At 73.5% G+C, this 12,172-nt stretch carries 14 protein-coding genes and 1 pseudogene; 11 read left to right on the plus strand and 4 right to left on the minus strand.

The genetic code is table 11. From position 1 onward, the window contains the following. Positions 1-34: 34 nt before the first annotated feature. From CHB94_RS13745 to CHB94_RS13770, 6 genes are all read left to right on the plus strand, one after another. A complete protein-coding gene (locus tag CHB94_RS13745) occupies positions 35-334 on the plus strand; it encodes a hypothetical protein (protein WP_089337133.1) in 300 nt (99 codons plus the stop codon). A 39-nt stretch (positions 335-373) separates the two neighbouring features. After that, on the plus strand, positions 374-679 hold the full coding sequence (locus tag CHB94_RS13750) for a hypothetical protein (protein ID WP_089337134.1): 306 nt from the start codon (positions 374-376) through the stop codon (positions 677-679). Positions 680-775: 96 nt separating this feature from the next. Next, positions 776-1,765 (plus strand): hypothetical protein, encoded by a 990-nt coding sequence (locus CHB94_RS13755; RefSeq protein ID WP_141137497.1) that lies wholly within the window; start codon positions 776-778, stop codon positions 1,763-1,765. Beyond that, positions 1,749-2,489: a hypothetical protein gene (locus CHB94_RS13760; protein WP_141137498.1), complete on the plus strand. Its 741-nt coding sequence runs from the start codon at positions 1,749-1,751 to the stop codon at positions 2,487-2,489. The genes CHB94_RS13755 and CHB94_RS13760 overlap by 17 nt, the downstream gene beginning before the upstream one ends. Next, positions 2,486-2,956 carry a hypothetical protein gene (locus tag CHB94_RS13765; protein WP_089337137.1) on the plus strand — a complete coding sequence of 157 codons (471 nt, stop codon included), beginning with the start codon at positions 2,486-2,488 and terminating at the stop codon, positions 2,954-2,956. The genes CHB94_RS13760 and CHB94_RS13765 overlap by 4 nt, the downstream gene beginning before the upstream one ends. Beyond that, a complete protein-coding gene (locus CHB94_RS13770; RefSeq protein WP_141137499.1) occupies positions 2,943-3,566 on the plus strand; it encodes a hypothetical protein in 624 nt (207 codons plus the stop codon). The genes CHB94_RS13765 and CHB94_RS13770 overlap by 14 nt, the downstream gene beginning before the upstream one ends. Here the strand turns inward: CHB94_RS13770 and CHB94_RS24550 are convergent. Both CHB94_RS24550 and CHB94_RS25205 read right to left on the minus strand, forming a co-directional pair. Continuing rightward, positions 3,553-4,224, minus strand: a complete 672-nt coding sequence (locus CHB94_RS24550) for a tetratricopeptide repeat protein (RefSeq protein WP_141137500.1) — start codon at positions 4,222-4,224, stop codon at positions 3,553-3,555. The two genes, CHB94_RS13770 and CHB94_RS24550, sit on opposite strands and share 14 nt — an antisense overlap. Before the next feature lie 26 nt (positions 4,225-4,250). Beyond that, the gene (locus tag CHB94_RS25205; RefSeq protein WP_176445558.1) at positions 4,251-4,829 is read right to left on the minus strand and encodes a hypothetical protein; all 579 of its coding nucleotides are present in this window, start codon (positions 4,827-4,829) and stop codon (positions 4,251-4,253) included. Positions 4,830-4,850: 21 nt separating this feature from the next. Here CHB94_RS25205 and CHB94_RS25210 point away from each other — a divergent pair, with 21 nt between their 5' ends. From CHB94_RS25210 to CHB94_RS13790, 3 genes are all read left to right on the plus strand, one after another. Next, on the plus strand, positions 4,851-5,378 hold the full coding sequence (locus tag CHB94_RS25210; RefSeq protein ID WP_176445559.1) for a DMP19 family protein: 528 nt from the start codon (positions 4,851-4,853) through the stop codon (positions 5,376-5,378). A 271-nt stretch (positions 5,379-5,649) separates the two neighbouring features. Next, entirely contained in the window at positions 5,650-6,714 is a 1,065-nt protein-coding gene (locus CHB94_RS13785) for a MarR family transcriptional regulator (protein ID WP_141137502.1), read from the plus strand. A gap of 99 nt (positions 6,715-6,813) precedes the next feature. Next, the gene (locus tag CHB94_RS13790; RefSeq protein WP_089337141.1) at positions 6,814-7,515 is read left to right on the plus strand and encodes a hypothetical protein; all 702 of its coding nucleotides are present in this window, start codon (positions 6,814-6,816) and stop codon (positions 7,513-7,515) included. Between the two features lie 201 nt (positions 7,516-7,716). On the opposite strand, the gene CHB94_RS13795 is transcribed toward CHB94_RS13790, so the two are convergent. Together CHB94_RS13795 and CHB94_RS13800 are read right to left on the minus strand one after the other, a co-directional pair. Then, positions 7,717-8,808, minus strand: a complete 1,092-nt coding sequence (locus CHB94_RS13795; RefSeq protein ID WP_089337177.1) for a plasmid pRiA4b ORF-3 family protein — start codon at positions 8,806-8,808, stop codon at positions 7,717-7,719. Then, positions 8,805-9,839: an SEC-C domain-containing protein gene (locus tag CHB94_RS13800; RefSeq protein ID WP_141137503.1), complete on the minus strand. Its 1,035-nt coding sequence runs from the start codon at positions 9,837-9,839 to the stop codon at positions 8,805-8,807. The genes CHB94_RS13795 and CHB94_RS13800 overlap by 4 nt, the downstream gene beginning before the upstream one ends. A 257-nt stretch (positions 9,840-10,096) precedes the next feature. Here CHB94_RS13800 and mobF point away from each other — a divergent pair. Next, a pseudogene (gene mobF / locus CHB94_RS13805) lies at positions 10,097-11,377 on the plus strand (MobF family relaxase); the annotation flags it as partial. A 173-nt stretch (positions 11,378-11,550) separates the two neighbouring features. Continuing rightward, positions 11,551-12,171, plus strand: coding sequence for a hypothetical protein (locus tag CHB94_RS13810; RefSeq protein WP_089337144.1), 621 nt, complete (start codon positions 11,551-11,553; stop codon positions 12,169-12,171). Position 12,172 lies beyond the last annotated feature (1 nt).

Here is a 12,172-nt window from a genome sequence, read left to right on the forward strand (position 1 = left end):
GGCCGGGTGCCCCCGGCGGAGAGAGCAGGTAGGCGTGCGCGAGCCGTCCGTGGTCCCGATTGACGTGCTCGAAACGGCCTTCCGCACGATCGTGGCGCATCTGCGTGAGATCGCCGGGGACGATGTCCTCGTCGAAGTGGACTACTACTGGTCGATCCCCGAAGAGGCCGCGTACGACGTCTACCGGGAGCCGGGGAGTTTGACCATCGGCCAGCTGAGCGAATGCGTCGATCATCTGAGGCGCCTCGCGGACGACTCCCCGGCGGTCCTGAGCTACGCGCTGGTCTGGCTGGGCGAGGTCCTCATGGCCATCGGCCGCACGGTGGTCAGATAGGGACCTCGGGGCACCGTTGCGGACGTCGAGGGAGATCTTGTGGGTGAGGATCGGGACGTCGGACCGCACGTCCACGTCTGGGAACGGCCTGAGGTGGTGGTGAGCCGGTGGGTGCTCACCGGCGTCGAGCCCATCAGGATGGTGGTTCACCACGAGGTCGGCGGCTGGTCGGTGGTGTGCGGCACGGTCGACTCGCCCGACGAGCTGGTCGGGATGCCACTCTCCTGGCTGCGGGACCGGCGGGACGTCGGGCATCTCGTTACAAGCTTGGCGCCCGGGCGCATGGTCACGAGGGACGACGTGCTGGAGGACTGGGTCGAGGAGGATGCCCCGGCCGACGCCTGAGGTGCATGAAATCGCGGGGCACACGCTGGTCCTCGGTGGGTCAGCAATGAAGCTGGAGAGGGAGCCGAACGAGCACGTGCCGGGCGGGTGGCCGTGATGTCGAAGCCGAAGGTCGTGCCCATGGCGCGCACGATGCTGCGGCCGGTGATGGAAGCCTCGGGTTATCCGAAGGCGGACAGGGCCGGGCCGGGCCTGGAATGGTCGAAGCGCGTCGGCCCGTTCGGCCTGTCCTTGGGCCTGGCCAGCGGCCCCTGGAACGAGTTGACCGGGGGGAGGCTCACCGTGGGCTTCGAGGTCGTCGAGCTGCCTCTGTGGTGGGTCTCGTTCGCCGAGCACCTGGCGCCGTCCGAACAGCAGGAGTGGCGGGCCGTGGCGGGCGCCGTCTTCGACCGGGCGCTCGGCGTCGGTGGCGCGGGAGGCGAGCTGGATGCAGAGCTGATCGACATCCGCCGCAGCATGCTGGAGATCGAGCTCGAGGGACTGGCCGCCGGTTACCTGGACGCCTTCGGCTGGCCGTGGTTCGTGGAGCAGGACCTGGTCGCGTGGTTCGACCTCATCACCCGCTACTTCGCGGACGTCGAGTCGGCGCTCTTGGCGGGAGCCCGGTCGCGCCTCGACGAGGGCGGCTGGGGGCGAAGGGATGTCGTCGACATGCCGCCGCCCATGGTCGTCGCCGCGCGGGAGGACATCGCCGAGCAGCTGTGGCTGCACGGGGAGGAAGAGCTCGCAGTACGGATGCTCGACACGGACGACGCCACGTGGCAACGCGTCATGCAGGTGGCGGTGGACCCCGCGCAGTTGCGTGGTCGCAGCAGTGCCACCGTTGACTTCGCACTGACCCATGCCGCGGTCGAGGTGCTCACCGGCGGCTCACGTGCGCTCGCGCGCCGGCGCCGCCGTCCGTCGCGGGAGGTGGCCGGGCTCTGGCAGCAGGTGGGTGCAGCGCGCGACCGGCGCCCGGCACGCGGCCCGCTCAGCGTCCCGGGTGACGTCCTCGTCGACCTGATGACGAGATCTCCCGCGGAAGCCGACTCGGACAACGGCCTCCATCAGAAGGATGCGTCCGTGGATGAACATGACCGCTGAGGTCGACGTCCGGCTCCCGGACGGGGAGCGGCGCCTTCTTCAGGCCGGGATCGGCGAGTGGTCGGGGTCGGCGCGGTGCTCGCCCGGCCTGGCGCTGCTGCTCGAGTTCGGCAGCTGCGACCACATGGAGGCGTGGTTGCCCGGTGCCCAGCGGGCCCTGGCGGCCGGTGACTCGCTGCTGCCGCGGGACTGGCGGCGGTGTCTCGTCCTGACCGAGCTCGCGTTCGCCAGCGATGTGCTGGGCTCCGGTTGCGAGTGGTCCACGACGACGGGGCTGTCGGATGCCGAAACCGTAGTTCTGTTGCGCATCGTGCAGCGCCGGCTCGCTCCGTTCGTCTTCGACGACCGGGGGAGCGCCGCAGCGACGGGGGCCCGACGCCCGTCCGAGGCGGCGCAGGCCGTCCGACGTCGGGTGCCGTGGCCGGCACGGACGAGACATTCCGAATGGGCTGGCGTGGCACCGGACGGCTACGCAGTCCTCCTGGCCAGCGACGTGCACGAACGCAACGGTCTGGGACTCGAGCTGTACGACCCGGCCGGGCACCTGGTCATGGATGCCTTCCGCGACGACGACCGGGGCGAGCTGTCGCTGACGGTTCCGTCCGGGGAGGGCGTGCCGCTGCCGGTCGCGGAGTGGTTCATACGCTCGGCGCGTGAGCGGCTCGGGTCCCGCGGCCCCTCGCCAGCGGGGCGTCGCAGCTGGCTACGGGCGCAGCGGCGATGACCACGACGATCACGTACGCAGACCTGCAGGCCGGTGCGCGGCCGGCGGGGAGGTGGCTCCTCGGCGCAGGGTCGACCTCGCCGCCGAGGATCATCACTTCGCGTGAGGAGGTCGCCGAGCAGCTGTGGCGGCACGGCGAGGACCAGCTGGCGCTTCGCATGCTGGACACGGATGAGGCGACCTGGGTGCGCGTGATGGAGGTCGCGATGGCCTGTCCGCAGGCACTGTCCCGCTCGTCGGCGGCCATGGTGGACACGTGTCTGGCGTACGGCGCCGTAGAGGTCCTCACCGGTGCTGCGCGAGCGCCGGCCTGGCGGCGACGCCGCCCCGAACGCGGGCTCCCCGCCTTCTGGGCGGAGGTGGGCCCGGAGCGGGACCGGCGCCCCGCCGACGGCATTCTCGGCGTACCCCTCGAGACGGTCGTCGATCTCACCATGCGGGCAGCCGACGACCGTGACCGGCCCTGACTGGGGCCGGCCGCGCCCCTCGCCGGGGCCCGAGAGCCCCGGGGAGGTGCTGGAGCCGGTGGTGGCCGCGGCGCTGCGCCAGCTGAGCGTGCTGGACGATCGGGGCCTGCCGATGCTGGCGGCGTACTGGGTCGCCCAGGGCCGGGACGGCGAGGTGCTTGTCGAGCTCGCCGGCCTGCACGGCGACGAACGGAAGGTCGCCGACCTGTGGCCGGCTGCGCTGGTCGAGCTCGGGGTCACCGTGCCGGTTCCTCGTGACCGGTTGGTGGCGCTGCCCTGGGTCGCCGGTCAGGTGGCCGGCGGCCGGCGGCCCCTGAGCTGGCTGGTCACGGTGCTGTGGCCACCCGTGTACGTCGGTTCTGAGCCCGACGCCGCGGCCTCGGACGCCGAGGATGAGCTGTTGGACGAGATCGTCTACATCCTCGACGACATCCTCCAGTTCGCCGAGCGGGTCGTGGGCGATGCTGCACAGCGGACACGGTGGTGGCGGCGCCACGGGCGCGAGGAGGCGACCCGGGTGCAGGACGCGCTGCGGCAGGGCGAGCAGGCGGTCGCGGCGCTCGCCCGCAAGGACCTGACCGCAGCGAGGGCGGCGCTCACCGGCGGATGAACCGCCGCCAGGTCCGCGCCGAGGGGGCGGCGCGGCCACCGGCCCGGGCCAGCGCCCGCAGGCGGCGGAGCTGGGCGCGGGTCGGCCGGGCGCGGCCCACGCCGGGGTGGCGGAAGAACTGATCGGGCGCGTCGAGGAGATCCAGCGCCGCGCGGGCGGCGTGGGCGGCGGTGTCGCGGTCACCGAGCCCGGCCGCGGCCTCCGCCAGCACCACCCGGTAGCCGAAGACGGCCGAGTTCATGGTGAGCGCGGCGTCGTCCACGTCGTCGAGAGCCGCCAGCGCCTCCTCGTGCCGGCCGAGGCGGACGAGCGCGGACGCCAGCGAGATGCGCGCAGTCCCGGTGGTCCCGTTGAGGTCCGGTCGCCGTCCGAGCAGCCGCCGGTACCAGTCGACCGCCTCGGCCGGGCGGCCGTCCTGGGCGGCCAGGTCGCCGAGGGCCTCCATGGCCGACGGTGCGTCGAAGGCGTCCGGGTACTCCGCCAGCAGCCGTCGCAGCAGCTGTTCGGCGTCGCGGGGACGCCCGGCTCCGGCCAGCCCCCGGGCCTTGATGCGCAGGTACTGGGACCGGTTGTCGGCCCGCGCGCGGCGCAGCCGCGCCTCGAACTCCTCCCGGGCCGGAGCGTCCCAGGCGGTGGTGCGATACCACTGCGTGGGCACGGCGTGGTCCTCTCCGGCGGTCCCGTTCACAGCTCGTAGTAGCAGTACAGGTGGTGCAGGTGGTGCCCGGCCGTGGTCGCCTGGCGGGCCAGGTCGCGCAGTCGGCGCAGGAACTCCGCGTGATCTTCGACGGAGACGTCCTTCCAGCCGTCCTGCTGCAGCTCCTCGGTGCGGCTCCACCGGCCGGCCACCTCCGCCAGCTGCGCATCGGAGACGGCGGCCAGCGCATCGCGCAGGGAGTCGGTCAGCGACACGACACCCCGGCTCTTGTCCTCGTCCGCGTCGGGGGAGGGGTCGGCGCCCCAGCGCGGGTCGGCGGTGACCTCGTCGAAGGGCCGGCCGGTCAACAGCTGCTCGAGGGTGGCCAGGAGCACCGTCGGTTCGTAGCCGCGGGCAGTGAAGCCCGGACAGGCCGGGCCCAGCTCGGCCATCATGGGCTCCCGGCGGAACAGGCCGACCCTGCGCTGCCCGGTTACGTACGGCCAGCCCAGCGGGCCTCCGGGTCGCGCCCCGGCCTCGGTCGCGTCGGCGTCACCGGGGACGGTGAAGTACGCCAGATCCATGCCCATGCCGACACCCTGCCCGCGGCTACGCTGCTCGTCCACGCACCACACCATTGGGCCCTGGTGGGCGAGGTCTCGCTGCCGGCCGGGCTTGCCCTCGGACGGCCGGGCCAGGAACTCAAGGGAGGACACATCAGCGGCTTCGATGCGGTCGAGACAGCACTGCAGCCCCTGTGGCCTGCCTTCGATCACGCCGTCGAGTCGACCGGCGACTTCTCGACTCTGACCGAAGGCCAGCGAGCTGTGGCGTTCGCCTGGGTCCTGTCGGGCCTGGTCGACAACGGGGGCTTCGCGTCGTGGATCGAGTCCTTCGGCGACCGGACGCCCCAGGCGCGAGCCGCCATGGAGCACCTCGGCGCCGTCGAGTACGTCGCGCTGCTCGACGAGGCCGTCCGCCTCTACCCGCACTGGGCTGCCGGCACGCCCGCCGAGCGATCGAGCGCCGCGGAGGGGTGGACGGACGCGGAAGAGGCCCGGCGGGACGCCCTCGATGAGGCGTTCTACCGATTGGCCGCGGAGCGGAACCTGGTCGAGCACTACGCGGCCGGATACGTCGCGGCTCATCCCGAAGAGTTCCCGACGGCCTCGTGAGGCGCCAGATGGGGGACGCGACCGGTGAACGCGTGCCCCGTGAGTGCCGTCGTCCCCGGCTGCCTCCTGTCCTGACCGGCAACTGCTCGGCAACGCCCGGAGACTGGCCGGGATCCCCCGTCGTACTTGTGCACGGCCGCTACGACCTCAGCAGTCCATTGGACACCGCCTGGGCGTTGCACCAGGCGTGGCCAGACAGCGGGCGCGCCGCCGCAGGCGTCATTGGCAAGCCCCATCGCATGCTATAAGCATTGTCAGGAAGGAGCTGGTAATGCTTATACCTAAGGATGTCTGGGCGGCACTGCTCGAGTCCGGGGTCACCGTACGGCCCACGGGGCCGGCCGAGGTGGAACTCGTGGCCGCCGAGGGGGATGCGGTGGCCGTCACCGCGGTCGTGGAACGCCGGCCCACGGCGCTGTCGCCCAGCCATGTCCGCAGCCACCTGTTGCACGGTTCGCCGGCGCGGGGGGCACTGCTGCTGGTGGTCCCCTCGGCCAGTCCGGCCGCCCTGGACGCGGCCGCCGCGGCCGGCATCTCGGTACTCGTGGCCGACCCGACCGGCACGTCTGCGGTCACCGGACGGATCGTGCTGCCCGACCGGACCATCGAACTGGGCGCCGAACTACCCCGCCCGGACGCGGGGCAGCCGCCGAGCCGACCCGGTAGGCGACCGTGGGGCGCGCTCACCGTCGTCCGTCGGCTGCTCACCACCGGCCCGGCCACCCAGGTCCACCTGGGACGGTCAGCCGCGGTGTCCCAGGCGCGGGTGTCCCAGGCGCTGTCCGGGCTCGTCGCCGACGGACTCGTGCGGCGCACGGCCGACGCCGGCCGGCCCCGCTGGGCCCCCGCGGACTGGGACGCGCTGGTCGACTGGTGGCTGGCGCACTATCCGGGCCCCAGCGGCATCACCACCTACTGGTACGGACTGGCGGGCGTCCCCGAGCAGGCGCGGGCGGCCGTTGCCGCACTGAGCGCCGCCGGCATGCCGGCCGCGGTGTCCGGCGACGTTGCCGCCGACGTGATCGCGCCCTGGCGGCGGCCCGGCCGGGCAATTGTCTATGCCGACCCGTCCGGGCGGCCCGTGCACGACGAGCTGACCGCGGCCGGGCTGACGCCGTCGGGTGCCGGGGAGGCCACTCTCGAGCTGATCGTGCCGGCCGATCCCGGCGTATGGCCGGCGCCGGGCACGACCGCCGCCGAGGCCGACCCGCCGCTGGCCGACCCCCTTCAGCTGCTCTGGGACGTGGCCCGCGCCCCGGGTGCCGACGTCGACCAGGCCGTCACTGCGCTGCGGAGGGTGCTGAAGGCCCGCGCCGCGGCCGCCGCGTCGCGGTGAGCGCCGCTCCACGGCTGATATTGGCGTCGGCCGGCCGGGCCAGCGACGCGGCGTTCCTCGCCGCGGGCCGACCTGGCCGCGATCGCCGCCGAACTCGACGTGCCCTACCGGCTCGTCGGCGGCAACGCCGTCACCTTGCTCGTCGCCGTGCACGGCGTCAGTGACCTGGTGCCGGCACGAGAGACCGCCGACGCCGACTTCGGCGCCGCGTACCCGGTGGTCGCCGACCCGCGGCTGCTCGCCGCGCTGCGCGAGCGCGGGTACCGACAGCAGTCCGGCAACCGGTTCCTCCGCACGCACACTCTGGGGCCGACCACCGGACGCGCGGCGCCGAGCTGGGACCTCGTCATTGACGTGCTGGCCCCGTCCTACGTCGGCCGCCTCCTGCCCAACCAAACCCACGGCGAGCTGGTGGTCGACGAGGTGCCGGGCCTGAACCTGGCGCTGGCCCGCGAGGGCACCCCGGTCACCGTCGAGGTGACCCTGACCTCCGGCCACACCGTGACGACGGCCCTGATGCTGCCGGACGTGGTCTCCGCGATCTGCCTGAAGGCCTACGCCTACGCCGGACGCCTCACCGAGCGGGACGCCGTCGATCTGTGGCGCCTGCTGGAGGCGGCGTACGCCGCCGGCATCACCGCCGCCCTGTGGCCGACCGGACCCACGGCCACGGAAGCGGCAGCGGTGCTGCGCCAGCACTTCGGTCGCCCCGGCGCCCCCGGCCTGGCCCGCGCCGGCGACAGCATGCGCGCCCGCACCCGCATCGCCGCCCTCGTGACCCACGTCGTCGGTCCACCCTGAACCCGCGGCCTTCTTCGACGTCGCGCCGGCGCAGGACGTGGCCTGCACTTTTCACGCCAGCGATGCTTCGGCGTGAGATCCGGCCCTGCAAATTCACGCCTGCCACCACTCGATTCCAGGTCCGGCCGCGCCGGATGCGGGATCGTTCCTCGTTCCCCGCTTCGAAGCCGGGCTGCTGGCGTGCTTGCGAACAGCGGCCCTTCAGACGAGGTCGGCCAGCAGGGTCGCGCCGGGCAGCAGGGAGCGGGCCGACGGTCCGGCGGTCCACGCGGGTCGGGTGGTCGCGAGCAGGTCCAGCGCCTCTAGCTGGTTCTCCAGGCGGTAGAGCTCGTGTTCGACGTCCGTGACCGTGATCGGGTCGTTCCCGCGGCACCAGCCCTGGCCGAGCATCGAGAAGACCTCGGCGGCGAGATCACGGGTCGTCAGCGGTCCTCGCGCGGCGACGATAGCCACCGCGCGCTCGGCGGCCATGGTCGAGAAGCCCCGCGGCGGGAACCAGGTGCGCAGCCGGCGGACGGTCTCGACCTCGTCACCGGCGGCCTTCGTCGGGCGGAGCACGCCGCCCGCCAGTCGCAGCAGGCCGACGTGGCGGAGAATGTCGTGCAGCGCGGCCAGCGGGAGCAGGTCCTCCTCGATCGATGCCGGCCGGCCGAGCGGATACCAGGCCGGGCGCTGTTCCTGAACGGCCCGCACCACGGCGCGGGGTAGGCGCCCGCCCGGGGTGAGCTTGACCCCGTCGACCAGCAGGCCGAGCAGCAGCCGGACGCTCTCCGGGACCTGGCCGACCGCGTTACGCACCCGCCGGTCGGTCGCCTGCTGGTCGAACGGGCGCAGCCGGTCGCCGACCCACTCGCGCATTGCCTGGTGCTCGGGGTGCCGTGGATCGGCCAGCGCCGCCAGCAGCTCGGCGTAGCCGCCTGGGCCGCCGCAGTCCTCCGGCGGGCAGGCGCCCTGGCCGTCGACGCAGCCGGCGGCGCTGCCGCCGGGGCCGACCACTTCGACGTCGTGGGCCCACCCGTCGCCGTAGTCGTATAGATAGGTGAACTGAGACGGGAGGGCGGACAGCCGCACCCCCCACTCGTCCGTCTCGCCCTCATCGTCCCAGTCGTCGAGCGGTACCGAGTAGACAGCCGAGTCGGTGCGGTACTGGTGCAGGTGCGAGTCGGTCCAGCCGAGCGCGACCTGCAGCACCTCGTGCAGCTCGTCGAGGGTGATCGCGGCCGGGACGTCGATCACCCGCTGCGCCGCGGGCGTGACCTCGCGCAGGGTCACCCGCAGCCGGGTGGTCCTCACCGAACCCCACCGGCGCCCGGCGCGGCGCAGCACTTCTTGTACTTGCGCCCTGAGCCGCACCAGCACGGCTCGTTGCGGCCGGGCGGCCAGTTGATCACCCGCGTCGGGTCGTTGCAGAGGTCGGCGGCGTAGCGGGCGCGCAGCTGCGCCGGTTCGCCCTCCTCCCGGCTCTCCTCCTGCCAAGCGGTGTAGTCCGCCCACCGCAGCGGCGCGATGCGGATCGCGGTCATGCCGGCATCCGACGCCTCGCGCAGCCGCCCCTCCATCCGGCGGCAGTAGGTTGCATGGCCGATCAGGCCGCCAGCCTCGTCGCGGACGGTCGAAGCGTCGGCGATGTCGGGCCAGCGCTGTTCCAGGTGCGGGTACTCGTCGGCGGGCAGCCATGCCCAGGCCACCGGCGGCTGCTCGACTCGGCCGCGCGTGACCTGCGCCGGCGCGTCGGCCGGCCTCGGTCGGGGTGCCGGCGTGCGCGCCGCCGGCCGGGGCTCGGCGGTTTGCAGCCCGTCCGGCTCTCGCCCCAGCGCGGCCAGGCTCTCCGCCCGCAGATCCCGCAGCTGACCCACCAGCCGCTCCGGGTCCCCGGTGCGCACGGCCAGCTCGAGGCCTTTCGTCAACCAGCCGAGCGCGACCTCGTGCTCGCCCATCGCGCCGTACTCGAGCCCGGCGTTGTTGTAGAGCCACACGTCGTCCGGGGTGTCGCGGGCGACCTCGTCCCAGATCGTCGCCGCCTCCTGCAGCCGGCCGTGGCGGGTCAGGATCTCCGCCCGCCGGCAGCGCGGATCCGGTGCGCTCCGGTAGCCGCGCTCGACGAGCACGTCCGCGTGCCGCAGCGCGTCCTCCACCCGGCCCAGCCGGTCGTAGGCCTCGGCGAGCTCGTCGTGCAGCTCCAGCACGTCGAGACATTCATCCGCCGCTGGGTCGGCCGCGCAGGCCGCGAGCGCCCGCTCCAGCACCCGCGCGTACGTCTCCGGCGGGCCGGCCGCCGCCTCCCTGAGCTCGCGGTAGACACGGTCCGCCTCGTCCACATGCACGGCGCCATCATCGCTGACCCGGCACTGCGAACACGGCGCGCCTACATCTCCACAACCGGCAACGCTCACCAATAACTTCCGATATCGATGGCCGTCGTGCTTTCGGAAATGGCTCAGAGGAACTTCTGGAAGCCCTTTGAGAATGACGGCACGCATGCTATCAAGATAGGCAGGCCGGCCCCGTTTCGCGGGGCCATCGTCGTTTCTCGGGGTGACGTGTTGGACATTGTTGGATCGCGTTGAGAATGCACGGCGGAATGAAGGTGTACTCCGGCGCGCCGGCGGCCGCCCGGTGCTATGTGGAGGCCGACCGGGGCCGGGCGGACGACTACTACCTCACCGAGGGAACCGGGCTCGCCCGACGGTTCACCGCCACCGATGGCCGGGTGGCTGAACTGGGCCCGCTGAGTGGCGACGCCTATGAGACTTGGGTGGCCGGGCGGGACCCGGAGTCCGGTCAGCCACGGGGCCGGCTGCGTTCCGACGCGCAGACGGTGCGGTTCGTGGAGGTCGCGGTCAACGGGCCGAAAAGCTGGTCGCTGGCGGCGGCTTTGCACCCGGACATCGCCGCGGCGTACGAGGCGGCGCAGGGCCGAGCCGCGGAGCAGATCGTCGCCTGGCTGTCCGAGCACGCGACCACCCGGATCGGGCCGGCCGGCGGTCAGGTGCAGGTGCCGGTGGAGGTGTTGGAGGCAGCGACGGTGCGGCACTTCACCTCCCGTGAGAACGATCCACACTGGCACCTGCACCTCCAGTTCCTGTCCAGGGTGTACGCCGCGGCCAAATGGCGTGGCCTGCACACCGTCGGCGTCCGCGATTTCCTGAACGCGATCAACGGGATCGGGCACGCCGCGATGGGCACCGACCCGGAATTTAACGCCGCACTGGCCGCCCGCGGCTACACCAAAGACGCGACAGGAGAAATACCGCAGCTCGCCGACTACGTGGGCCCGTTCAGCGCCCGGCACGCGCAGATCGCGCGGAATGTGGACCGCTACGAACGGGAATGGACCGCCGCGCACCCCGGCGAAACCCCCGGCCCCGCGCTGCACCGCGCCTGGGACGCCCGCGCCTGGGCCGAGGACCGCCCGGAAAAGGTCACCCCCCAGCCCGGTGCGGCCGTCAGCGAGCGCTGGCGGGCCGACCTCGCCGAGCTCGGCTTCCGCGCCGCCGCGCAGCCCGTGGTGCTGGCACCCGCCCCGGTCGGGGCCCTGGACCGGGACGCGCTCGCGGCCCGGGCGCTGACCCGGCTGGCTGCCGCCCGCTCGGCCTGGAACGCCGCAGACGTGCGGGGAGAGGTGGAGCGGCTGATCGCGGCCGAAGGCGTCGTCGTCGAGGCGGCGGTGCGCATCGAGCTGGCCGAGGACCTCACCGCTCGCGCCATGAGCGAGTGCGTGCCGCTCCTCCAGCGGGACGCGGTGCCTGAGCACATCCGGGCCTGGACCTCGCCACTGGTCCTTGCCGTGGAGGCCGACCTGACCGCCCGACTGACCGCCCGCCACGCCACCGCGGCACCTGACACCCGCCTGACACCCCCGCGGACCGACAGCTGCAGGCCCGCCACCGGCAGGCCTGCCACGACGCCGAGCAGGCCCGGGAGCGGGCCGACGCCAGCGCCGCGACCGTCGCCGCCGACGCCGCGAAGGTGCGCGACCGGCTGCTGGCCGCCTGGGACGCCCAGCGTGGCGACGCCTCTTCTGCCGCCCGGATCGTGCAGGTCGGACCGGGCCGGTTCGGCCGCCACCGCGGCGCGGTTACTCAGGCAAGGGAGCAGCTGACCGACTGGGCCGACGGCTGGCGGGCGCAGCTGCCGGGCCTGCCCACCGACCCGCAGCAGATCGCGGCGGTGGCCGGCTGGTTCGACGACCTGCCCAAGCTGTGGCGAGCCTTCGACGTCGCCGCCCGTCGCGCCGCCGAGGCGGCGCATCCCGAACGCGCCACCTTGGCCGCGGCAGCCGAGGCCGCCCGCGCCGCCGCCGAGGTGGCGGGGCGGGCGTTGGCAGAGGCCCGTCGCGAGGACGACGAGCGCGCTGCCCGCTTCGGCAATCTGGGCGACACCGCTGACCCCGCCACCCGGCTCGACGACGCCGAACGCGATCTCAGCGCCACCCGCGAGCAGTTGGCCGCCACCCGCACGCGCATCGCCACGCTGCAGGGCGAGCCTGCAGGCCGGCGCGGCCCCAGCCAGCTCGACCGGCAGCGCCCGCGCCCGGTCCCGGCGAAGCAGCCCATCGCGCCGGAACGGCGCCTCAGCCAGCCACGGCCCGAGGACCTGCGCCACCTCGGCTACCTCCAGCACCGCTCCGGCCCCGGCCGCGGCATCGGGCGCTGAA

Source organism: Blastococcus mobilis, assembly GCF_900188025.1.
In the GTDB taxonomy this organism is placed as follows: Bacteria; Actinomycetota; Actinomycetes; order Mycobacteriales; family Geodermatophilaceae; genus Blastococcus_B; species Blastococcus_B mobilis.